At 64.9% G+C, this 21,598-nt stretch carries 21 protein-coding genes; 10 read left to right on the top strand and 11 right to left on the bottom strand.

From position 1 onward, the window contains the following. The first annotated feature begins 42 nt into the window (after window positions 1-42). The 3 genes from modA to modC are packed head-to-tail and all read left to right on the top strand — an operon-like array spanning window position 43 to window position 2,199. Window positions 43-825, top strand: a complete 783-nt coding sequence (modA, locus tag BLV07_RS38850; protein WP_091896875.1) for a molybdate ABC transporter substrate-binding protein — start codon at window positions 43-45, stop codon at window positions 823-825. Between the two features lie 13 nt (window positions 826-838). After that, window positions 839-1,534, top strand: coding sequence for a molybdate ABC transporter permease subunit (gene modB / locus BLV07_RS38845; RefSeq protein ID WP_091896872.1), 696 nt, complete (start codon window positions 839-841; stop codon window positions 1,532-1,534). Window positions 1,535-1,536: 2 nt separating this feature from the next. Continuing rightward, window positions 1,537-2,199, top strand: a complete 663-nt coding sequence (modC, locus tag BLV07_RS38840; RefSeq protein ID WP_091896869.1) for a molybdenum ABC transporter ATP-binding protein — start codon at window positions 1,537-1,539, stop codon at window positions 2,197-2,199. Window positions 2,200-2,308: 109 nt separating this feature from the next. On the opposite strand, the gene BLV07_RS38835 is transcribed toward modC, so the two are convergent. After that, window positions 2,309-2,569 carry a PepSY domain-containing protein gene (locus BLV07_RS38835; protein ID WP_091896866.1) on the bottom strand — a complete coding sequence of 87 codons (261 nt, stop codon included), beginning with the start codon at window positions 2,567-2,569 and terminating at the stop codon, window positions 2,309-2,311. 262 nt (window positions 2,570-2,831) lie between these two features. Continuing rightward, the gene (locus BLV07_RS38825; RefSeq protein ID WP_091896859.1) at window positions 2,832-4,625 is read right to left on the bottom strand and encodes a potassium/proton antiporter; all 1,794 of its coding nucleotides are present in this window, start codon (window positions 4,623-4,625) and stop codon (window positions 2,832-2,834) included. A gap of 214 nt (window positions 4,626-4,839) precedes the next feature. Between BLV07_RS38825 and BLV07_RS38820 the strand changes: the two genes are divergently transcribed. From BLV07_RS38820 to radC, 4 genes are all read left to right on the top strand, one after another. Then, window positions 4,840-6,156: a mechanosensitive ion channel family protein gene (locus BLV07_RS38820; RefSeq protein WP_128936964.1), complete on the top strand. Its 1,317-nt coding sequence runs from the start codon at window positions 4,840-4,842 to the stop codon at window positions 6,154-6,156. A 128-nt stretch (window positions 6,157-6,284) separates the two neighbouring features. Continuing rightward, window positions 6,285-7,103: a type I methionyl aminopeptidase gene (map, locus tag BLV07_RS38815; protein ID WP_091896856.1), complete on the top strand. Its 819-nt coding sequence runs from the start codon at window positions 6,285-6,287 to the stop codon at window positions 7,101-7,103. Between the two features lie 81 nt (window positions 7,104-7,184). After that, window positions 7,185-8,006, top strand: coding sequence for an intradiol ring-cleavage dioxygenase (locus BLV07_RS38810; RefSeq protein ID WP_091896853.1), 822 nt, complete (start codon window positions 7,185-7,187; stop codon window positions 8,004-8,006). A gap of 242 nt (window positions 8,007-8,248) precedes the next feature. Beyond that, complete coding sequence (gene radC, locus BLV07_RS38805; RefSeq protein WP_091896850.1) at window positions 8,249-8,962, top strand: RadC family protein; 714 nt, start codon at window positions 8,249-8,251, stop codon at window positions 8,960-8,962. Window positions 8,963-9,078: 116 nt separating this feature from the next. Here radC and BLV07_RS38800 read toward each other — a convergent pair whose 3' ends face one another. The 8 genes from BLV07_RS38800 to BLV07_RS38765 form a co-directional block, all read right to left on the bottom strand. Then, entirely contained in the window at window positions 9,079-9,798 is a 720-nt protein-coding gene (locus BLV07_RS38800; RefSeq protein WP_244551366.1) for a DUF1444 domain-containing protein, read from the bottom strand. A gap of 208 nt (window positions 9,799-10,006) precedes the next feature. Next, window positions 10,007-10,327, bottom strand: a complete 321-nt coding sequence (locus BLV07_RS38795) for a hypothetical protein (protein WP_091896844.1) — start codon at window positions 10,325-10,327, stop codon at window positions 10,007-10,009. 175 nt (window positions 10,328-10,502) lie between these two features. After that, window positions 10,503-10,877, bottom strand: a complete 375-nt coding sequence (locus tag BLV07_RS38790; RefSeq protein WP_091896841.1) for a hypothetical protein — start codon at window positions 10,875-10,877, stop codon at window positions 10,503-10,505. Window positions 10,878-10,987: 110 nt separating this feature from the next. Further along, on the bottom strand, window positions 10,988-11,680 hold the full coding sequence (locus tag BLV07_RS38785; RefSeq protein WP_091896838.1) for an AprI/Inh family metalloprotease inhibitor: 693 nt from the start codon (window positions 11,678-11,680) through the stop codon (window positions 10,988-10,990). Beyond that, window positions 11,680-12,669 carry a 2-hydroxyacid dehydrogenase gene (locus BLV07_RS38780; protein ID WP_091896835.1) on the bottom strand — a complete coding sequence of 330 codons (990 nt, stop codon included), beginning with the start codon at window positions 12,667-12,669 and terminating at the stop codon, window positions 11,680-11,682. The genes BLV07_RS38785 and BLV07_RS38780 overlap by 1 nt, the downstream gene beginning before the upstream one ends. Then, the gene (locus BLV07_RS38775; protein ID WP_091896832.1) at window positions 12,669-13,487 is read right to left on the bottom strand and encodes an ABC transporter permease; all 819 of its coding nucleotides are present in this window, start codon (window positions 13,485-13,487) and stop codon (window positions 12,669-12,671) included. Before BLV07_RS38775 ends, BLV07_RS38780 begins: the two co-directional genes overlap by 1 nt. After that, window positions 13,484-14,299: an ABC transporter ATP-binding protein gene (locus tag BLV07_RS38770; protein WP_091896828.1), complete on the bottom strand. Its 816-nt coding sequence runs from the start codon at window positions 14,297-14,299 to the stop codon at window positions 13,484-13,486. The genes BLV07_RS38775 and BLV07_RS38770 overlap by 4 nt, the downstream gene beginning before the upstream one ends. Before the next feature lie 209 nt (window positions 14,300-14,508). Beyond that, window positions 14,509-15,531 carry an ABC transporter substrate-binding protein gene (locus tag BLV07_RS38765; protein ID WP_091896825.1) on the bottom strand — a complete coding sequence of 341 codons (1,023 nt, stop codon included), beginning with the start codon at window positions 15,529-15,531 and terminating at the stop codon, window positions 14,509-14,511. A gap of 150 nt (window positions 15,532-15,681) precedes the next feature. Here BLV07_RS38765 and BLV07_RS38760 point away from each other — a divergent pair, with 150 nt between their 5' ends. The 3 genes from BLV07_RS38760 (at window position 15,682) to BLV07_RS38750 (ending at window position 19,258) form a co-directional block, all read left to right on the top strand. After that, the gene (locus tag BLV07_RS38760) at window positions 15,682-16,488 is read left to right on the top strand and encodes a creatininase family protein (RefSeq protein WP_091896822.1); all 807 of its coding nucleotides are present in this window, start codon (window positions 15,682-15,684) and stop codon (window positions 16,486-16,488) included. Between the two features lie 140 nt (window positions 16,489-16,628). After that, a complete protein-coding gene (locus BLV07_RS38755) occupies window positions 16,629-16,892 on the top strand; it encodes a hypothetical protein (protein WP_176946051.1) in 264 nt (87 codons plus the stop codon). A 395-nt stretch (window positions 16,893-17,287) separates the two neighbouring features. Further along, a complete protein-coding gene (locus BLV07_RS38750) occupies window positions 17,288-19,258 on the top strand; it encodes a carbohydrate porin (RefSeq protein ID WP_091896815.1) in 1,971 nt (656 codons plus the stop codon). A 200-nt stretch (window positions 19,259-19,458) separates the two neighbouring features. Here BLV07_RS38750 and BLV07_RS38745 read toward each other — a convergent pair whose 3' ends face one another. Next, the gene (locus BLV07_RS38745) at window positions 19,459-21,534 is read right to left on the bottom strand and encodes a methyl-accepting chemotaxis protein (RefSeq protein WP_091896811.1); all 2,076 of its coding nucleotides are present in this window, start codon (window positions 21,532-21,534) and stop codon (window positions 19,459-19,461) included. Between the last annotated feature and the right edge of the window lie 64 nt (window positions 21,535-21,598).

Here is a 21,598-nt window from a genome sequence, read left to right as displayed (position 1 = left end):
TTGCGCGCCTCACCGCGCGCGAGCTCGCACGGAGCGCTATCCATGTTTCGTATTGCCGCACTTGTCACCGTCTTCGTCATCCTCGCGGGCGCAAGCCCGTCGCCCGCCGCCGAGGACAAGACCATCACCGTGTTCGCGGCCGCTTCGATGAAGAACGCGCTGGACGAGATCGACGCGGCCTACACCGCCAAGACCGGCGTCAAGTTCAGCGTCAGCTATGCCGCAAGCTCGGTGCTGGCCAGGCAGATCGAGCAGGGCGCGCCGGCCGACATATTCGTCTCCGCGGACACCGACTGGATGGATTACGCGGTCGCCAGGAAGACCATCAACGAATCCACCCGCGTCAACCTGCTCGGCAACAGCATCGTGCTGATCGCGCCGAAGGACTCCAAGGTCGACAACGTCACGATCGCGCAAGGCTTCGATCTCGCCAAGCTCGCCGGCGACGGCAGAATCGCGACCGGCGACGTGAAATCCGTGCCGGTCGGCAAATACGCCAAGGCTGCGCTCGAGAAGCTCGGCGCCTGGCAGGCCGCCGAGCCGAAATTCGCCATGGCCGAGAGCGTGCGCGGCGCGCTGACGCTGGTGGCGCGCGGCGAGGCCGTGCTCGGCATCGTCTATGCCACCGACGCCAAGGTCGAGCCGGGCGTGAAGATCGTCGGCACCTTCCCGGCGGATTCGCACCCCCCGATCATCTATCCCGTCGCCGCGACCACGACCGCGAAGGGCGAGAGCAGCGACTATCTCGCCTTCCTGCGCTCGACGGCCGCCAAGACCATTCTGGAAAAATACGGCTTCAAGTTCCTGATCAGCCCCACCACGTGATATCTCTGGCTTGATGTCTGAGATTTCACCCGCCGAATGGACGGCGATCCTGCTTTCGATCAGGGTCGCCATTGTCGCAACGCTGGTGGCGACGCCGTTCGGCATCGCGCTGGCATGGCTGCTCGCGCGGCGCGATTTCTGGGGCAAGTCGCTGCTCGACGCTACCGTGCATCTGCCGTTGGTGCTGCCGCCTGTGGTCACCGGCTATCTGCTGCTGCTCAGCTTCGGCCGCCGCGGCCCCGTCGGTAGTTTCCTCGCCGACCATCTCGGCATCGTGTTCTCTTTCCGCTGGACCGGCGCTGCGCTCGCCTGCGGCGTGATGGCGTTTCCGCTGCTGGTGCGGCCGATGCGGCTGTCGATCGAGGCGATCGACCGCCGGCTCGAGCAGGCCGCCGAGACGCTTGGCGCGGCGCCGTGGAAGGTGTTCTTCACGGTGACGCTGCCGCTCGCGCTGCCCGGCGTGCTCGCCGGCATGGTGCTCGGCTTCGCCAAGGCGATCGGCGAGTTCGGCGCCACCATCACCTTCGTCTCCAACATTCCCGGCGAGACCCAGACGATCTCGTCCGCGATCTATTCGCTGATCCAGACGCCCGACGGCGACGCTGCCGCAGGGCGGCTCGTCATCGTCTCGATCGTGCTCGCGCTCGGGGCACTGATTGCGGCAGAATGGTTCGCCCGCCGCGCCACGGCGCGGCTGCACGGGAATTGACCATGCTGCGCGTCGATGTCGAGAAACAGCTGGGTGAGTTTTCGCTGCACGCGTCCTTCACCAGCGAGGGCCGCGTCATCGGCCTGTTCGGCGCCTCGGGCGCCGGCAAGACCTCGCTGGTCAACATGATCGCGGGCCTGTTGCGGCCCGACCGCGGCAGCATCGTGATCGACGGCGAGACCGTCGACGATACCGCGGCCGGCGTCCATGTGCCGGCCTGGCGCCGCCGCATCGGCTATGTGTTCCAGGACGCGCGGCTGTTTCCGCATCTCAACGTGGCGCAGAATCTCGACTATGGACGGCGGATGAACGGCCTCGCCGCCGATCCGGCCCAGCACAAGCGCATCGTCGATCTCCTCGACATCGGCGCCCTGCTCGGCCGCCGTCCCGGAAAGCTCTCCGGCGGCGAGCGCCAGCGCGTCGCGCTCGGCCGCGCGCTGCTATCGAAGCCGCGCCTCCTGCTGCTCGACGAGCCGCTCGGGGCGCTCGACGAGAGCCGCAAGCTCGAGATCCTGCCCTATCTGGTGCGGCTGCGGGACGAGGCCAACGTGCCGATGGTCTATGTCAGCCACGACGCCGCCGAGCTGCGCCAGCTCGCCACACAGATCGTGATGCTGAAGCAGGGCCGCGTGACGAGTTTTGGCGGGGTGAAGGTGTTGACATGAAGACGTAGCCCGGATGGAGCGCAAGCGTAATCCGGGGCGGTGCAGCGGGTGAGAGCGCACCCGGATTTCGCTTCGCTCCATCCGGGCTACGCGGCTGCATCATTCAGAGCTACCACCCGCGCTCGACGTTGCGCACCTCGCCGGTCCTCGCGTCGACATAGACTTCCATCCAGCGGCCGACACGATCCCGTCCATCAACCTCCCATTCGTCGCCGAGGAAGTTGGTGTGCGAGACCGTCACGACGCCGAGATCTGTCGCGACATCGAGGGCGGCCTGCATCGAGATCTGATCGCCGGTGTCAAAAGCCATCGCCGGTGCGGCAGCGCCGAGCGCAAGGGCCGTGAGAATCGGAAGGATGAACTTTCGCATTGCATACTCCTGTCAGTCCAAGCGGTTACGCGCCTTAGAACGAGCGGCATGGCGGAGTGTTCCGGGTTTCAAGGTCACGAAACCGCGCAAATCTTCGGCGGTTGCGGCGATTTGGTGGCGGTTCCTCTTCGTGGTCGTCCTGGCGAAAGCCAGGACCCATAACCACCAACTGCGGTTTGGCGAGGACTCGTGGTTGCCACTCTCGGCAACAACTTGTTTCTGGGGTAATGGGTCCTGGCTTTCGCCAGGACGACACCCCAAACTAAACCCCCGCCACCGACGCCCATACGTCGGCGAGCTTGCGCCGCAGCGCTTGCGTGCGGGTGAGCGGCGCGGGGGTCTCGTCCTCTTCCGGCAGGCGCAGGCCGACGACGTTGACGCGGCCGCCGGAGATCGAGCGTGCGACCAGCACGATCGTGTCCAGCGCAAGCTCGGCGCCCTCCTTCGGCGCGCGGTCGAGATGGACGTCGAAATAATCGGCCAGCGTCAGCTTGCCGTCGTCCGCGCCGAGCTTCACGCCGTAGATCTCGGCGAGTTCGGCAAGCGTGTGCTCGCCGGAGACCACGAAGTCGCCGAGCAGATGCGGATCGGGCGCCGAGCTCGGCTGCATGTCGACGAAGAAGCGGTCGAGGGCCTCGGCCTTTTCCGGCGGCGCCAGCAGGTAGATGTAATCGCCGGGTGCGACCGGATCGGCCTCCGTCGGCGTCAAAATGTTCTCGTTGCGGATCACCAGCGTCGGCTTGGACCAGGATGGGATCAGGCCGCGGCGAAAATACAGGCTCTTCGGCCGCACCGGATAGCCGACCAGTTGCTGCTCGAGCTGGCCGGGCAGATCCAACTCGACGCGGCGCGGACCGCGCTCGGCGCGCGGCAGCGCCACGTGCAGCTTGCGCGCGGCAGGCGCCAGCGTCCAGCCTTGCAGCAGCAGCGAGATGATGACGACGACGAAAGCGACGTCGAAATAGAGATAGGCCTTGGACAGGCCGACCAGCATCGGAATCGACGCCAGGAAGATCGCGACGGCACCGCGTAAGCCGGTCCAGGCGATGAAGACCTTCTCGCGCCAGTTGAAGCGGAACGGCGCAAGGCACGCGAGCACCGCGAGCGGCCGCGCGACCAGCATCAGCATGAGAGCGACGGCGACTGCCGGCAGCACGCTGGCACCGAGCCGGCTCGGCGAGACCAGGAGGCCGAGCAGCACGAACATCACGATCTGCGCCAGCCAGGTCGCGGCATCCAGGAAGGCCACCACCGAATTATGCGCCCGCGTCGGCCGGTTGCCGATGATGATGCCGGCGAGATAGACCGCGAGGAAGCCTGATGCGTGCATGATCTGCGAGCCGCCGAAGATGACGAGCGCGCCTGTCGTCACGAACGGCGCATGCAGGCCCTGCGGCAGCGCCACCTGATTGAGCGCGATCACGACCAAGCGTCCGCCGATGACGCCGACCACGGCACCCAGCACCGCCTCCTGGACGAATTCGATCAGCACATGGCCGGGCGAGCTCGAGCCCAGCGAGATGTACTCGACCAGCATGAGCGTGAGGAAGATCGCAAACGGATCGTTGGTGCCGGATTCCGCCTCCAGCGTCGCGCCGACGCGCGGGCGCAGGCGCAGGCCCTGGGTGTGCACCAGCAGGAACACCGCGGCGGCGTCGGTCGAAGCGACCACGGCGCCGACCAGCAGCGACTCCGTCCAGTTGAGATCGAGCGCGTATTTCGCGAATGGCGCCGTGATCAGCGCCGTCAGCAGCACGCCGATCGTCGCGAGCACCACGGAGGGCGCGAGCACGGTGCGGATGCTGGCAAAGCGCGTCCGCAAGCCGCCGTCGAACAGGATCAAGGCGAGCGCGACCGAGCCGACCAGATAGGTGGTGCGGACGTCGTCGAACTGGAGTTGCCCGGGGCCGGAATCGCCGGCGAGCATGCCGATCGCAAGGAAGACGAGCAGCAGCGGCGCGCCGAAGCGCAGCGCAAGCAGGCTCGAGAGGATGCCGGCCATGACGAGGACAGCGCCGAGCAATATGGCGAGACTGACGGAGTCGAGGGAGGCCATCCACCTTCCGGGTAAAAATCGCTGGAATTGCATCCTTATCGTCGGCGGACTCGCGCGCCAACCCATTTTCTCCCGCTCGCGGCAATCTGGCCGCATTTTGCGGCCTTAACGCGCATCACTTCGCGGTGTATCGATGGTCCGGCGGTGCCCTTTGTGGAATTCTGCGGCTCCCTCGAATCAATTCCTCCCGCCTGCTTCCCGACGAGACCGACCGATGGACATGGACCTCAAGGATTTCATGGAGTTCGTGCAGACCACCGCGCGCAGCGTCGGGGCGGAAATCTCCTCACCCTGGTTCTACCTGCAGTTCGGTCTCATCCTGACTGCGGCCGGCATCGCCTATGCCGCGGAGGCGGCCATTCGCATCCGCGTCGATATGACGTCGCTGGCGATGCGCTGGCCGCTGCCGCTCCGGCACTTCGTCCGGGTGATGGTCGCCAGCGCCTCGACGGCGGTGTTCACGCTGCTCGTGATCATTTCGCGGGTGGTGATGTACCATGCGACCTGGCCGAGCCGCAGCTATCTGTTGATGGTCGCGGCCAAGCTCGGGCTGGCGTGGCTCGTGATCCGGCTGCTCACCTCGGTGCTGCGCAACGCCTTCATCGTCAAGCTGGTGTCGATCACGGCGTGGTTCGTCGCCGCGCTCTCCATCCTCGGCCAGCTCGATGCGACGGTCGAGCTGCTCGATTCCTTCGCCATCGTGCTCGGCGGCCTGCGGCTGACCCCGCTCTTGGCGCTCAAGGCCGGCGCGCTGCTGCTGATCGCGCTCTGGCTGACCAACATCGCGAGCAATTTTGCCGAGAGCCGGATCAATGCGACCACCGATCTGACGCCCTCGGTGCAGGTGCTGCTGGTGAAAATCATCCGCATCGGGCTGCTTGCGGTTGCGATCGTGATCGCGCTCGGCGCGGTCGGGATCGATCTGTCGGCGCTCGCGGTCTTCTCCGGCGCGGTCGGCGTCGGCATCGGTATCGGCCTGCAGAAGATCGTCGCCAATTTCATCTCGGGGATCATCCTGCTCGCCGACAAGTCGGTGAAGCCCGGCGACCTCGTCACCATCGGCGACAACACCGGGCGCATCAGTGCGATGAAGACGCGCTATATTTCCGTCGCCGCCGGCGACGGCCGCGAATTCCTGGTGCCGAACGAGGATCTGGTGACGCAGAAGGTCGTCAACTGGACCTACACCGACAAGAACACGCTGGTGAAGATCGCCTTCGGCACCAATTACGACGCCGACCCACGCCTGGTCTGCAAGCTCGCCGCCGAGACCGCCGCCGCCCATCCGCGCGCGCAGAAGGGCAAGCCGCCGAATTGCATTTTGACCGAGTTTGCCGAGGCCGGCATGAAGTTCTCGCTGACCCTGTGGCTCGCCGATCCCGACGGCATGGACACCGTCAAGAGCGACGTGATGCTGGCGCTGTGGGACGCCTTCAAGCGCGAGGGCATCCGGGTTCCCTACCCCGTCCGCGAAATCCGCATTCGAGGTGGCGCGCTACCGGTGGAAACCACCGTAGAAGTCCCGAATTAGGCCCGCTTTTGGGTGCAAAGGTCACGCTTGGCTTGCATGAAGGCCCGCAATCATTAAATTAGGGCGTGAAATCAAGCCTTTCCGCCGAACATCGAAATCAGGCCCCGAGCCCGGAAGACAGTTCCCGCATGAGCTACGTCGAAGCCACCGATACCTCCCTGCGCAAGACCGGACAGATCAAGCTGCATGGGCCGGGCGCCTTTGCCGGCATGCGCAAGGCGGGCGCATTGGTGGCCAAGTGCCTCGACGAGCTCACCGACATCGTCGGGCCCGGCGTGCCGACCTCGCGCATCGACGAATTCGTCCGCGACTTCGCCTTCAGCAACAACGCCTATCCGGCGACGCTGATGTATCGCGGCTACCGTTACTCGACCTGCACCTCGCTCAACCACGTGGTCTGCCATGGCATGCCCGGCGACCGCCCGCTGAAGGAGGGCGACATCGTCAACATCGACGTCACCTTCATCGTCGACGGCTGGTACGGCGATTCCAGCCGGATGTATGCGGTCGGCCCGATCGCCCGGAAGGCCGAGCGGCTGATCGAAGTCACCTATGAAGCGATGATGCGCGGCATCGCCGCGGTGAAGCCCGGCGCCACCACCGGCGACATCGGCTACGCCATCCAGAGTTTCGTCGAGCCACAGGGCATGAGCGTGGTGCGCGATTTCTGCGGCCACGGCCTCGGGCGCATGTTCCACGACGAGCCGAACATCATCCATATCGGCCGTCCCGGCGAAGGCGTGCAGCTCAAGCCCGGCATGTTCTTCACCATCGAGCCGATGATCAATCTCGGCAAGCCGCACGTCAAAATCCTCTCCGACGGCTGGACCGCAGTCACCCGCGACCGCTCGCTGTCGGCGCAGTTCGAGCATTCGGTCGGCGTGACGGCGACCGGCGTGGAGATCTTCACGCTGTCGGAGCGGCACGGCGAGAAGCAGATCGGGTGATCGCCGGCACCATCGTAGCGCGATCTTGCCGTCCTCTCGGCCGATGACGATCTCCCGCCAGAGCTAATGGGAGAGAGATGAGTGAACGGATCGACGCGGCGCGGATTCCTGGGGTTTGTATCGGCCAGTGCGGCGGGATTGCTCCAGAGCGGTGCGAAGGCCGCTCCCGCTTCAACGGACGCTGAGCCGGCCTGCATCCTGACGCCGCAGGCGGAGGAAGGGCCGTTCTATGCCGACCCGAAACTCGTTCGGTCCGACATCACGGAGGGCAGGCCCGGTGTGCCACTGACACTGCGGCTGCGCGTGATCGAAGCCGGGCCCTGCACGGCAATCAGGGACGCCCGGGTCGACATCTGGCATTGCGATGCAAGAGGCCTCTATTCGGCGTTTCCCGGCCAGGGCGACGGCCACAACATCGACGCGACCAGCAAGACGTTTTTGCGCGGCACGCAGATGACCGACGAGGCCGGCTGGGTTGCGTTCAATACCATCTATCCCGGCTGGTACGACGGCCGCGCCACGCACATCCATTTCAAGGTATTTTTGGACGACCGCACGGTGCTGACCGGGCAGACTTTCCTGCCGGACGCACTGAACGAGTTCATCTACATCAACGTTCCCGCCTACAAGGACCGCGCCCGGCAGCGCACGATCATCAACGCCAATGACGTCGTGATCGGACGCTCCGATCCCGAGCATCGCGCCTTCTGCGCGGTGAAGGAGGAGCGCGACCGCTACGTTGCGACGCTGACGCTCGGCGTCGACCGCCGCACCGATGCGACCGTCGGGCGCCGCGGACCTCCGCCGGGTCCACCGCCGTCAGGCATGGGCGGATCGATGTTCGGCCGCCCGATCAAGGACAGGCTCGCCGCACTGGTGCCGGGGTTGAAGCCGGGGCGCTAGAGCTGCGTCTCTGACGTCTGGTTCACTCAATGTCATTCCGGGACGTCATTCCGGGGCGCGACGAAGTCGTAAGCCCGGAATCCATTCAGCCGCGTACTCTATGGCCCGATGGATTCCGTGCTCTCTCGCTCCGCTCGGGCCGCGGAATGACGGAATGGACTGTTGGGGTCACAACGCCAGAGCGGCGCCGTGCCGCAATTGACGGTTGCAAAAACGCTGGCCCCCGGCAATGCTGGCGGCCGATGCCCGCCAAGCCAGACCACGACAAGAGCAAGCCTGAGGACACGCCGCATTATCACGGCCACCGCGAGCGGCTGCGCGAGCGCTTCTACAGCGCGGGCGCGGATGCGCTCAGCGACTACGAGCTGCTGGAGATGGCGCTGTTTGCCGCGCTGCCGCGGCGCGACACAAAGCCGCTGGCGAAGACGCTGATCAAGACGTTCGGCTCGTTCGCCGAGGTCGTGCATGCGCCGGTGGCGCGCCTGCGCGAGGTGGACGGCGTCGGCGAGGCCGCGATCCACCAGCTCAAGCTGATCGCAGCGGCGGCGCACCGCGTCGCCAAGGGCGAGGTCAATAGCCGCAACGCGCTGTCGTCCTGGAACGAGGTGATCGACTACTGCCGCACCAGCATGGCCTTCGCCGACAAGGAGCAATTCCGCCTGCTCTTCCTCGACAAGCGCAACCAGCTCATCGCCGACGAGGTGCAGCAGACCGGCACCGTCGACCATACCCCGGTCTATCCCCGCGAAGTGATCAAGCGCGCGCTCGAACTCTCCGCGACTGCGCTGATCCTGGTGCACAACCACCCCTCAGGCGATCCCTCGCCCTCGCAGGCCGACATCCAGATGACCAAGGCGATCATCGACATCGCAAAGCCGCTGGGGATTTCCGTGCACGACCACATCATCGTCGGTCGAAGCGGCCACGCCAGCCTGCGCGGGATGCGGTTGATCTAGAGCGGAATGGCTTTAGCCTGTCTCCGCTTGGGGATTGTCCCATTGCGGAAGCACCCTCTCACCAACCCTCTCCCGCAAGCGGGAGAGGGAGTGCACCTCCATTGTGACCGGCAATGTCATCGAACGGACTGCCATCCTTTCGGCGTCCAGCGGAGCAGCGCTCCCGAAAGCGGCTTCGGCGCACGGGCCACGACGTTCTGGGCGAGCGTACGCAGCGCGTCGAGCGCGGCGCTGCTGTCCTCGCCCGAATAGAGCAGGAGATCGGGCGTCGGAACCGCCACGATCAGAACGCCACCCTGGGCTTGCGCGAGCGGCGCCCAGCTGTCGATCAGCGCAAGCCGGCTTGTCGCGTAGTAATCGCCCTTCAACGTGCCGAACTGTCCCGGCACGGCCGGCTTTGCAGCGGACATGAGCGGCTTCAAGCTGCTGCGTACATTGGCGATGGCGATGTCGAAGACCTGGTCCGATGTCAAGCCGAGCGCAGCACGGTCCTTGTCATTGAATATCCTGACCGTGCGCGGCGAGTCGAGCACCGGGACGATCACCAGCCCCTCCGCGAGCGGACGCGTCGGGATGGTACCGGCAGACTCGAGCTCGCGAAGCGCCTGCCGCATATAGTCGGTCGAGCGCACCACAATTCGGAGAGCTGCTTTGGTCGGAGCGTCCGTTACGTTGCCGGTCGTTGCGACGACCCCACCGACATAGGTCTCGATCTCCTTGGCGCAGCCGCTCGTGTTGGCCTTGCAGAAGGCGTAGATGCGATCGAGGTTGGCTTGCAAGGGACCGATCGAAAGCGTCAGAGGGCCGTTGATCACGACTTGTGTGTTACGAACCACGGCCTTTATCCGTGCCGCCACGAAAGCAGTGAACGCAGGCTCGTCGGTGGGGATTCGTTGCGCAGATGCAGGGCCGGCGGCGAGGAGAGAGCCGCCGACGATCGCAGCGGTCAGCCACCGGCACATGCGAGACCGGATACACATACGCCCCGCTCGGGCCTGTTGCGCCAAAGGGCGGGCATGTCGCGACAGCACGCTTGCAGCGCCCTCAGACCGAGGGGCCCCTGGCCAGAGCAAAGGAAAGCATGATCGCATCCGGCGTCTGCTTGAATTCTCTGGTCACCGTCTCGTGCACGAGGCCGGCAAGGTCGCCCAACGGCTTGGTTTGATAAAGGCCCGGAAACATGACCGTCACCGATGCGAGGCGGCCATTGTGCCAGTTGAAACCGACCTTCGGCCTTACGCCGGTTGACTGCTCGAGATCGCCCTCTACGGCCCGTGCGTACTGCATTCCGTTTTTCAGCGCGCCAAAGGCATCGCAGCCGGACAGGGCAAAGGCGAGGACGATGATGACGATGGCTCTGAACATCGAAAGGACCTGAACGGAATGCACGCTCTACGTTGGATTGCGGCAACCGTATCATGCAACACGCCGATCAGACCACAGAAAAGACGCGGCGGCGCCCAGCCGCCGGAGGCGGGGTGTCGCGGCCGTAGTGGTGGCGGATCGCCGAGCCGGCTGCGGGCTTGCCTACAGAGTGGGGTTACGGTTCGACCCAGCGCTGCACCGCTTCGACTGTGTCGGCGGGCGTGGTGTTGAAGCAGATCGCGGCTTCCGGCGCCAGGCGGTGGACGAGGTTGAGCACCTTCTCGAACAGCAGCAGCCGTTCCTTCGGCTCGCGGAGCCCGGCGCCGATCACGATGCAGTCGAAGCGCTCGTCGCGTAGCGCTGCCGTCACGGCGGCCTCCGCGGTCGCATCGAGATCGATCAGGCAGCTCGTGACCTCGAAGCCGAGGCCGCGCAGGCGCAGGAGCTGGGCCTCGATGTAGCTGCGGACATGTTCGGGCGTGAGCTGCGGGAATGCGCTATAATCCGCATTGCCGGGCTCGATGCCGATCGCGAGGACACGCTTGGCCATGCGGATCTCCCAACGGAATCACCTGTTCTGCTAACCGATTCCCTGCCGGTCCGGTTCCCGTGAGAGCTCGCCGCGTCATCGTTGCGGCAGTGCTGCGCGACCTCGGTCGCCTACTGACGCAGCATGATCAGGGGATCGGCGGTGTCGGGAACGCGCCGCCACTGCGCATTGTCGTCGGCCTCGAACTGCCAGGCCTCGCCCGCCTTCGACATCAGGATGATCTGGCCGCGCTCGAGCCGCCATTGCGTCGGGTTGAACTGTGCGATCGCCGCGTCGCATTTCGGCTTGAGGAAGACCTGGAAATTGTCCGGTCCCGCCTCGGTGTTGGTCAGCGTCAGCCCGCAGACCGGCTGGCCGTTGCCACGCACCATCGACCAATCGCCGATCATCTGGTCCATCGACTTGGCCATCGAGCGCGCGGCGGCGAGATCTTGCAGGATGTAGACGCCCTCGCCCTGACGCAGGCCCTCGAAGATGCCGGCCTCGACCTCGGTGAAGTCGATCACGGCTTCACCGGTCGCATCCTGCAAGCGGACAATGTCGAGACCTCGAACGTTCCAGGCGACGATGTCCTTGGTGAAAGGCAGCGCGGTCTTGCAGGCCGGCTCCAGCTCCAGCTTAAAACCCTGGCCCGCGGCGTCGCCCTTGAGCGTGACGACGCAGGTCTTGCTGCGCTCGGTGGTCGACAGCTCCCACTGCCCGGGCATCTGCTTCTTCAGGGTCGTCGCATCCTGCGCATGCGCGATGCCGATCGCGGCCAAGTAGGCCGCCACGGCGAATGCAACGCCCCGAAGAGCTCTCATCAGCGCCCCCTAAACGGCGTTTCCGCAACCGGCGTCAGCGGCGCCTTGCCGGCGAACCAGGACTTGAGATTGTCGACCACGAGCTGGTCCATCGCGTTGCGTGTCACCACCGAGGCCGAGCCGATATGCGGCAGCAGCACGACGTTCTGCATGGACTTGAGCTCGTCCGGCACGCTCGGCTCGGCCGCGAACACGTCGAGGCCGGCGGCGAGAATGGTGCCGGATTTCAGCGCCTGCACCAGCGCCGGCTCGTCCACCACCGAGCCGCGCGCGACGTTGATGAGCACGCCGCGCGGGCCGAGCGCCTTCAGCACCTCGGCATTGATCATCTTGTTCGTGCTGGCGCCGCCGGGCACGATCACCATCAGCGTGTCCACAGCCTTCGCCATCTCGATCAAATCAGGATAGTGCTTGTAGGAGACGTCCTTGGACGGATTGCGGGAATGGTAGACCACCTGCACCAGCGATGCATCGAGCCGGCGCGCGATGGCCTGGCCGATCCGGCCCATGCCGACGATGCCGACCTTGCGATCGCGCAGCGAGCCGACGCTGAGCGGATAATTCTGCGTCTGCCACAGTCCGGAGCGGACGTAGCGGTCGGCCTTGATGAACTCGCGCAGGGTGGAGATCAGAAGGCCCATCGCGACGTCGGCGACCTCCTCGGTCAGCACGTCGGGCGTGTTGGTGACGATGATGTTGTGCTCGGCCGCGTATTTGGCGTCGATGTGGTCGTAACCGACGCCGAAGCTCGCCACCATCTCGATCTTGGGCAGCTGCGACAGCGAATCCTTGTCGGCGCGCACGGTGTGATAGGTCACGGCGACGCCGCGGATCTTGTCGCGGACCGCCGGCGTCAGCCTCTCGAGGTCACCGCGCGTCTCGGCCTTGTGCACGACGAAATGGTCGGAAAACCCGTTGTCGAGGATCGGCCGCACCGGCCCATAGATCAGAAGGTCGATCTTTTCGGACGAAATCGAACCGGTAGACATCAGCTTTCCTTTCCAAGCGCGCTCTCATGCCAGCGCCGTAAAACGAGGTGCGAAACTAGCGCCAGCACCCCATAGATGACAATCCCGGCGAGCGACAACAAAAGCAGCGCCGCGAACATGCGGGGTATGTTCAATCGATAGCCTGACTCGGTGATCCTGTAGGCGAGCCCGGAGCCGGCACCGGCCGTTCCGGCCGCGATCTCGGCCACGACTGCGCCGATCAGCGACAGGCCGCCGGCGATGCGCAAGCCGCCGAGAATGTAGGGCAGCGCCGCGGGCAGCTTGAGAAAGCGCAGGGTCTGTGGCGGCGAGGCGCCATAGAGCTGGAACAAGCCGGCGAGATTGCGGTCGACCGAGTTGAGTCCGAGCGTGGTGTTGGACAGCACCGGGAAAAAGGCGACGATGAAGGCGCAGACCACCACCGCGGTCTGCTGCTCCAGATAGATCAGAAGCAGCGGCGCAATCGCGATGACAGGCGTCACCTGGAGGACGACGGCATAGGGGAACAGCGAATATTCGACCCATTTCGACTGATTGAACAAGAGCGCCAGCGCGATGCCGCCGACGCTCGCGGCGACAAACCCTTCGAGCGTGGTCAGCAGCGTGGTCGCGAGCGACTGCGACAGCACCGCCCAGTCCTTGATCAGTGTCAGAAAGATGACGGAGGGCGCCGGCAGCACGTAGGGCGGAATGTCCTTGATGCGAACCACCAGTTCCCAGGCGAGGAGGCCGGCCGCGAACACGATGACGGGAAGCACGAAGCGCATCGCACGTTGCGCGCCGGACGGTTTTACGGTGACGGCAGCTTGCGCGTTCATAGCGTCGACTGCCCCACATAGGACGGCGCCAGCGCGGCCGACACTCTTCGGCAATAATCAGAATAGGCCGCTGAGGTGCGAAACTCCTCAGCGCGCGGCTCGATTGTCTCGATACGGAGGTCGGCTTGAATGCGGCCGGGCCGCGCCGTCATCACCACCACGCGCTGCGACAGGTAGACAGATTCGAACACCGAATGGGTGACGAAGATGATGGTCTTGCCGAGGCCGCGCCACAGCGCGAGCAAATCATTGTTGAGGCGGAAGCGCGTGATCTCGTCGAGCGCCGCGAACGGCTCGTCCATCAGCAGGATATCGGGATCGGTGACGAGCGCGCGGGCCAGCGACACCCGCATCTTCATGCCGCCGGAGAGCTCGCGCGGAAAGGCATCGGCGAAATCGGCAAGCCCGACGCTGGCGAGCGCCGCGTCGGCACGCGCGCACGCCTCCGCCTTCGGAACGCGGCCAAGCCTCAGGGGTAGTCGCACGTTGTCGCGCACGCTGGTCCAGGGCATCAGCGTCGGCTCCTGGAACACGAAACCGATGCCGTGGCCCGGCTGCGGCACGCCCTCGTGGCGCGCCACCCGCACGATTCCGGACGAGGGCGTGCTGAGCCCCGCGATCAGCCGCAGTGCGGTCGACTTGCCGCAACCGGACGGGCCCAGCAGCGAGATGAACTCGCCCTTGCGCACCGCGAGGTCGAGCGGGCCGAGCGCCATGACGCCATTGTCATACGTCTTCGTCACGCCGCGCAGGCTGACGGCGAGAGCCGTCAGGCTGGCTTCGACGGTGGATGACGTTGAGCGCTCTACCATCGATCGCAGGCTGTGATGCGGTGGGATCGAGCTGCAACCTGCACCTCTCCCCAACGGGGAGAGGTCGGCGCGCAGCGCCGGGTGAGGGGGCTCAGGTCCCAGGAGAGAGCGTAATCCCTCACCCGCATCGCATCTGACGATGCGATGCGACCTCTCCCTTCGGGAGAGGTGGACGACGCCGACGCACCTTGCTCAAATCTCAGCATGCGTTACGGCTTGTTCGGGCGCAGTTCGACGCCGACGCCCTTGTTGACGAAGCGCAGCGTATAGGATTTGCGGAAATCGAGATCGGGCTTCACCACGCCCGCCTTCACCATTTTGTTGAAGAAGGAAGTGTAGCGCTCGTCGCTCATGGCGCCGATGCCGTTCTTCAGGCTGTCGCCGGAATCGACGATGCCGTGCTCCTTCATCTTGGCGACGGAATAGGCGAGCAGATCGTCGGTCATCTCCGGGTTGAGCTGCTTGATCATGGCATTGCCGGCGGAATTGTCGCGGTAGATGTAATTGTACCAACCGATCATGGAGGCATCGACGAAGCGCTGCACCAGGTCCGGTTTCTTCTCGACGATCTCGCGGCGAGTCTCGATCAGGGTCGAATAGGTGTTGAAGCCGTAATCGGCGAGCAGCAGCACGTTGGGCTTGAAGCCGGCCACCTTCTCGACCGCGAAGGGCTCGGAGGTCACGTAGCCCTGCATGGCGCTCTTGGGATTGGCGATGAACGGCTGCGGATTGAAATTGTAGGGACGGACGTTCTTCTCGCTGAATCCATATTCGGACTTCAGCCACTGGAAGTAGCTGGTCATGCCCTCCTTGGAGACGAATAGCGTCAGCGGCTTGAGATCCTCGATCTTGGCGACCTTGGCGTCGGGCTGCGTCAGCATTACCTGCGGATCCTTCTGGAAAATCGCGGCGATGGTGACGACGGGGACGTTGTTGGCGACCGCATCGAACGACATCAGCGTGTTCGCGGCCATGAAGAAATCGATCTTGCCGGCGATCAGCAGCATCCGGTTATTTTCATTCGGCCCGCCGGGGACGATGGTGACGTCGAGCCCATATTTCTTGTAGGTGCCGTCGGCGACCGCCTGGAAGAAGCCGCCATGCTCGGCCTCGGCGACCCAATTGGTGCCGAAGGTGACCTTGTCGAGCGTCTCGGCCCGCACCGGCACGCTTCCGACCAAAGCGGCCATCAGGCCCGCCGTTAACGCTCGCCGCAGATGAGAAGGGCTCATGAAGGGACTCCGTCGATCGTTGCTGGCCGATGTGAACGCAACGCGATAAAACCGCATGAAGTTCGGGGACGCGAGCCGGCCGGGCCCGCGTCCCCTCATACCCCAAATTACGTGACAAATTCAGGCAAAGAAACCTTCAAGGAAAGCTCAATGATGCCGTCGCGCGACTGGACCGAGAACCGCTGGGCCGATGCGGCCCCGGCCGAGGTCTCGCGCTGGATTGCGGTGCTGCCGCTGGCGGCGACCGAGCAGCATGGCCCGCATCTGCCGCTCGAAACCGACGTGCTGATCGCGAACGCGTATCTGGCGCGCGTGCGCGAGCTGTTGCCCGAAACCGTTCCGGCCAGTTTTCTTCCTATTGAACCAGTTGGCATCTCCACCGAGCATATCGACTATCCGGGCACACAAACGCTGCGGACTGATGTCGCGCTGAAGCGATGGACGGGGATCGGCGAAGACGTCGCCCGTCGCGGCGTGAAGAAGCTCGTCATCATCACCAGCCATGGCGGCAACAGCGCGGCCATGATGCTGGTGGCGCAAGATCTTCGCGCGCACCAAAAACTGTTCGTGGTGACGACGTCATGGTCGCGGCTATCAGGCGCCGACAAACTGTTCCCGGCCGATGAAGTGCGCCACGGCATTCACGGCGGCGCGGTCGAGACCTCGATCATGCTGGCGCGCTATCCCGACCAGGTGCGCATGAATGCGATCGCGGATTTTCCCGCGAGCAGCATCGCGATCGAGCAGCAATATCGCTGGCTGTCGACGCAACGCCCCGCGCCATTCGCCTGGCAGGCGCAGGATCTCAACGCCAGCGGCGCGGTCGGCAACGCGACCTTGGCCGTTGCAGAACAGGGCGAACGCCTGATCGATCAAGGCGCGACGGCCTTTTGCGAGTTGCTGAGCGAGGTCGATAACTTCGACGTGAACAGGCTCGCCAAGGGACCCCTGGGCTAACTTCCCATCCCCCTGGAATTGTTCAGGAAAGCACAGGGCTCGGCGACCGCCTTTCCCGGCTTCGAACCGGACGCGAGGAGCCTCCGTCCAACTGGGCACGCGGGCCACAAGGACCGCCTCAACCCCGGATGGAGTTTCACATGTCGATCAAGACCAAGATTGCCGCCACAGCTCTGGCTGCCCTCGCCGTGACCGGCAGCATCGTGTCCACCACTTCCTCGGCCGAAGCCAAGCAGCCCGGCTGGGTCTGGGGTGTGGGCGCCGGCATCGCCACCGCCGCCGTCGTCGGCTCCGCGATCGCCGCCAGCAATGACCCCTATTACTACGGCTATCACCGCTGCGGCTGGGTCGCCCAGTACAACGCCTTCGGCCAGTACGTCGGCCGCGTTCGTACCTGCTACTGATCTAGGTACCTGAGGCCGATCTCTCGTGGATCCTGCGTCCGACACGGGCGCCTCATCCACCCCGTGTCGTGCCCCCGACCCCGCCCGGCGTTCCCCCGGGCGGGGTCATCTGTTTTGGACTCCGACTTTGTTGCAGTCCCGTCACACACGGGTGCGAACCATCCTCTGCGGCGACGCGCGCCAGTTGCTATTGCGAATTAATCGCAATAAGGTCCGTAGCAAGACGAGGGGCTTGGGACGAAATCGCGCCGGATCGAGATCATCTCGGTCGACCGCGTGAGCACCTAAGACCTGATGACAGGGTCGCCGCAAATCGGCAGGGATGTCGCGGCGGGTGGATACATTCGCGTTTGGGGGCGTGCGTTTTGACGTTGAGAAGTCACCGTTACAGGTACTTGCGGACGGCTGCGGCGATTGCCACCGGCGTGTTGGCTTTGCCCGCCAAAGGTACCGCGGCCGATCTGCCGCTGAAGGCGCCGGCGCTGAGAGCGGTCTATGATTGGACGGGCCTCTATATCGGCGCGCATGCCGGCTATAGCCGGGGTTCGTCGCACTTTGCGCTGAACGACGGCACCGCAGTCAGCGACAGCGGCGTCTTCAGCGGCATGATCGGCGGCGTGCAGGCCGGCTACAATTACCGGCTCAATTCCGGCTGGCTGGTCGGCGTCGAAGGCGATTTTTCGTTTCCCAACTACATTGCCTCGAACTCGATCGTCTCCTTCCTGGCCACCCCCGCCAACACCGTCACCCAGCAATGGGACTACACCGCGAGCCTGCGCGGCCGCGTCGGCTACACCAGCGGCCCGTGGCTCGTCTACGCCACCGGCGGCTTTGCCTGGATGGGCGAGCGCTATTTCGACACGCCGGCCTCCGGCGCCGAAGTCCCGAAAATCCTGAACACGCGGCCCGGCTGGATCGCGGGCGCGGGCATCGAATACGGCTTTGCGCCGCATTGGAGCGCACGGCTCGAATATCTCTACAGCCGCTTCGACGGCGCCAATGTCGCCTTCTCCACGGGCGCCCAATACAGCTCCTCGTCGCTCGACTTCCAGCAGGTCAGGCTCGGTCTCAACCGCAAGGTCGATTGGCCGGGCATGCCGAGCTATGACCCGAAGAGCTCCCTGATCGACACGGAATCCGATCGCTGGGAGATTCACGGCCAGAGCACCTATCTGCCGCAAGGCTATCCGTCGTTCCCCGCGCTCTACACTGGCCCGAACTCGCTCTCGCCCTCGGCGCAGGCCAAAGCGACCTGGAGCAACAGCCTGTTCCTGAACGCACGGCTCTGGGACGGCGGCGAGGTCTATTACAATCCCGAACTCCTCCAGGGATTTGGACTGAACGACACGGTCGGTGCCGCCGGATTCCCGAACGGTGAAGCGCAGAAGTCGAACTTCCCCTATCCGCATTACAACACCTCGCGCCTGTTCGTACGCCAGACATTTGGTTTCGGCGGCGAGCAGGAGGAGTTTGCGAGCAGCCAGTTGCAGCTCGGGCAGAAGGTCGACGTTTCCAGGCTCACCTTGCAGGCCGGCAAGTTCGCGGTGGTCGACGTGTTCGACGGTAATGCCTACGCCAAGGACACCCGCAAGGACTTCATGAACTGGTCGCTATGGGCGCCGGGTGCCTTCGACTATTCCGCCGACAAGGTCGGCCTCACCTATGGCGTCACCGCCGAGCTCAACCAGAAGCAATGGGCGCTGCGCGGCGGCTATTTCCTGATGGTGTCCGAGTCCAATTCGAATCATTTCGACACAAAAGTCGGGGAGCGCGGCCAGTATGTGCTCGAGCTCGAGACGCGCTTCTCGCTGTTCGGCCAGCCCGGCAAGCTCAGAACCATGGGCTGGCTCGACAGCGCCAATATGGGCAGCTTCCGCGAAACGCTGGACAATCCCGCGCTCAATCTCGACATCGCGCAAACCCGGCGCGGCCGCCTGAAGTATGGATATGTGCTCAACCTGGAGCAGGCGATCACGGACGACGTCGGGCTGTTTGGCCGCTGGAGCTGGAACGACGGCCGTTTCGAAACGCTGGTCTTCACCGACATTCATCGGAGCCTGTCCGCCGGATTGTCGATCAAGGGCACGACATGGGGCCGGCCTGACGACGTGATCGGCATCGGCGGCGCCGTCAACGCGATTTCGCAGGACTATCGCGACTTCCTCGCCGCCGGCGGCCTCGGCGTGCTCATCGGCGACGGCGCGCTCAACTACCGCAACGAGCGCATCCTCGAGACCTATTACGCCTACGCCGTGAACAAGAATCTCACCCTCACCGCCGACTACCAGCTCATCGTCAACCCCGCCTACAACGCCGACCGTGGGCCGGTGTCGGTGTTTTCAGGGCGGCTGCACGGGGAGTTCTGAGCGCGGCAAGAGTGGTGAAATCAGATCTTTGCGGCCGTTTCACCTCTCCCGCTTGCGGGAGAGGTCGGCGCGAAGCGCCGGGTGAGGGCTTTCCCCTCTTGGGGATAGTCCCATTGTGGAAACACCCTCTCCCCGACCCTCTCCCGCAAGCGGGAGAGGGAGTGCACCTTTGCAGCAATCAACTCTGATATCGCGACGCTCTACGCCGCCCGGATCGCGTCCAGGAATTTTCCGACTTCGAGCTTGAGACGGCTGCTCTCGCCGGACAGCGATTTCGCAGACGCAAGCACGTTGGCGGAGGCTGATCCGGTCTGGCTGGCGCCGCGCTGCACGTCGACGATGCTGGCGGAGACCTGCTGGGTGCCGCGGGCCGCCTGCTGCACGTTGCGGGAGATATCCCGCGTCGCCGCGCCCTGCTCCTCGACCGCCGCGGCGATCGCGGAAGCAATCTCGGACATGCGGGCGATGGTGTCGCCGATAGCCTTGATGGCGCCGACCGAATCCTCGGTCGCGGTCTGAATGCCAGTGATCTGCTGGCTGATCTCGCCGGTGGCCTTGGCGGTCTGCTCGGCCAGTGCCTTGACCTCGGAGGCGACCACGGCGAAACCGCGTCCGGTCTCGCCAGCCCGGGCCGCCTCGATGGTGGCGTTGAGGGCGAGAAGATTGGTCTCGCCCGCGATCTGGCTGATGAGCTCGACCACGTCCCCGATCCGCCCCGCGGCCTTGGCGAGTTCGCCGACATAATCGTTGGTGCGCCCGGCCTGCTGCACCGCCTCGCCGGCGATGCGCGCGGAATCCTGAACCTGCCGGCTGACCTCGTCCACCGACGAAGCCATTTCCTCCGCCGCCGCGGCAACGGTCTGCACGTTGGTCGAGGCCTGCTCGGAGGCGGCCGCGACGGTCGCGGTGACCTTTTCCGATTGATCGGCCGTGTTCGTCAGCGTTCCCGCCGAGACTTCCAGCTCCGACGATGCCGACGACACGGTGTTGATCACATCGCCGATCATGGCCTCGAACTCGCGCGCGATCTGATCCATGCGCTGGCTGCGCTGAAGCTTCGCCTCGGCTTCGACCGCGGCGGCCTCGTCGGCGGCTTTCTTGGCGACGAGTGAATCCTTGAAGTGCCGGAGCGAGCCCGCGACCTGACCGATCTCGTCGTTGCGGCCGCTCGCGGGAATCTCGACCTCGTGCTGTCCGGCGGCGAGCGTTCCGATCACGTCTGCGAGCCGGCCGAGCGGCGTCACCACGCGGCTGCGCAGCATCACGGTCACACCAGCGAGCGTGCCGAGCAATGCCAGCACCGCGACGGCCGCAAGCGCCAGCATCGCCAGCGCACCATCACGAGAGGACGAGGCGCGCTCGGCCGCTTCGGCCAGCGCCGCGTCGCGCACGCCGTAGAACATCTGGATGGCCGGTACGATGACCTTCGCCAGCTCATCGCTGTCGATTCCATATTTACCATCGCTGCGCGCAGCGGCCATCTCCTTGTCCACGGCAGCCGCTGCTTTTCCGAAATAAGATTCCGTTGCCGCCTTCAGCTCGGTGGCGATCCGCGGCGGATTCCCGAGCTGGTCGATGCCGGCCTCGATGCGCTCGCGGTCGGCTTCCACACGCCCCTGCATGCGATCCATCAGCGAGAATTCGGCCGACGTGAGCGGGCGACGCGCGGACAGCGCGGGGGACAGCGTGGCCGCACGGCTGCCGGCGGCAACGCGCAGATCCTGCGCCGTCCGCGCCAGGCTCAACAGCGCCGCAAGCGAGGAATCGGCATTGATGACCTTCGCCTCGAGCCGGTTCATGATCGGCTCGATACTGGCGAGGACCTCGGCGACTCCGGGCAGGAAGCCCTTGATCGCAGAGCTATCGCGCGCCGCCAGAGGAAGGCCCATCGCGCGATCGGCCGCGGTGTAGATCTCCTTCAACCGCCGCGTGGCACGGTCGAGGTTCTCGACCATCCCTGTACCGTCATCGAGCACAATGATGGCTCGCCTTGCGCCTTCGAATGCGGCATCGGCGGCTTTCCCCGCCTTCGCGGCATTATCGATCTGGGCCTGTGTGGCTGCGGCTTCCTGGAAGATCGGTCCAATGTAGGGGGCGCGAAGGCCGGCGACCTGCTGGCTGACCATCAGGGTCGCCGCAAAAGCGTCGACGGTCTTGATCGCGTCGGAGCGGTTCGTGAAGATGCGTGTCTGGGGTATGAGCACCTCGGCGCCGAGGATGACTGCAAAAACCGTCACCGTCAGCATCGACAGCGCGAAAAGCTTCCCGATCCGCATCCTGGTCCCCGAATACATTCTGCAAATTGTCGGAAACCTAGCTGGCGGCCACTAAGAGCCCGTT

The sequence above is a fragment of the Bradyrhizobium sp. Rc2d genome (genome assembly GCF_900099855.1).
In the GTDB taxonomy this organism is placed as follows: domain Bacteria; phylum Pseudomonadota; class Alphaproteobacteria; order Rhizobiales; family Xanthobacteraceae; genus Bradyrhizobium.
This window is presented reverse-complemented; position numbering and strand designations above follow the sequence as displayed.

Coding starts and splice junctions, on each gene's coding strand:
- modB (WP_091896872.1), top strand. CDS start 839: ATGTCTGAGATTTCACCCGCCGAATGGACGGCGATCCTGCTTTCGATC.
- map (WP_091896856.1), top strand. CDS start 6,285: ATGAGCTACGTCGAAGCCACCGATACCTCCCTGCGCAAGACCGGACAG.
- BLV07_RS38835 (WP_091896866.1), bottom strand. CDS start 2,569: ATGCGAAAGTTCATCCTTCCGATTCTCACGGCCCTTGCGCTCGGCGCT.
- BLV07_RS38775 (WP_091896832.1), bottom strand. CDS start 13,487: ATGAACGCGCAAGCTGCCGTCACCGTAAAACCGTCCGGCGCGCAACGT.
- modA (WP_091896875.1), top strand. CDS start 43: ATGTTTCGTATTGCCGCACTTGTCACCGTCTTCGTCATCCTCGCGGGC.
- BLV07_RS38795 (WP_091896844.1), bottom strand. CDS start 10,327: ATGTTCAGAGCCATCGTCATCATCGTCCTCGCCTTTGCCCTGTCCGGC.
- BLV07_RS38785 (WP_091896838.1), bottom strand. CDS start 11,680: ATGAGAGCTCTTCGGGGCGTTGCATTCGCCGTGGCGGCCTACTTGGCC.
- BLV07_RS38760 (WP_091896822.1), top strand. CDS start 15,682: ATGATGCCGTCGCGCGACTGGACCGAGAACCGCTGGGCCGATGCGGCC.
- radC (WP_091896850.1), top strand. CDS start 8,249: ATGCCCGCCAAGCCAGACCACGACAAGAGCAAGCCTGAGGACACGCCG.
- modC (WP_091896869.1), top strand. CDS start 1,537: ATGCTGCGCGTCGATGTCGAGAAACAGCTGGGTGAGTTTTCGCTGCAC.
- BLV07_RS38770 (WP_091896828.1), bottom strand. CDS start 14,299: ATGGTAGAGCGCTCAACGTCATCCACCGTCGAAGCCAGCCTGACGGCT.
- BLV07_RS38825 (WP_091896859.1), bottom strand. CDS start 4,625: ATGGCCTCCCTCGACTCCGTCAGTCTCGCCATATTGCTCGGCGCTGTC.
- BLV07_RS38765 (WP_091896825.1), bottom strand. CDS start 15,531: ATGAGCCCTTCTCATCTGCGGCGAGCGTTAACGGCGGGCCTGATGGCC.
- BLV07_RS38820 (WP_128936964.1), top strand. CDS start 4,840: ATGGACATGGACCTCAAGGATTTCATGGAGTTCGTGCAGACCACCGCG.
- BLV07_RS38745 (WP_091896811.1), bottom strand. CDS start 21,534: ATGCGGATCGGGAAGCTTTTCGCGCTGTCGATGCTGACGGTGACGGTT.
- BLV07_RS38755 (WP_176946051.1), top strand. CDS start 16,629: ATGTCGATCAAGACCAAGATTGCCGCCACAGCTCTGGCTGCCCTCGCC.
- BLV07_RS38780 (WP_091896835.1), bottom strand. CDS start 12,669: ATGTCTACCGGTTCGATTTCGTCCGAAAAGATCGACCTTCTGATCTAT.
- BLV07_RS38790 (WP_091896841.1), bottom strand. CDS start 10,877: ATGGCCAAGCGTGTCCTCGCGATCGGCATCGAGCCCGGCAATGCGGAT.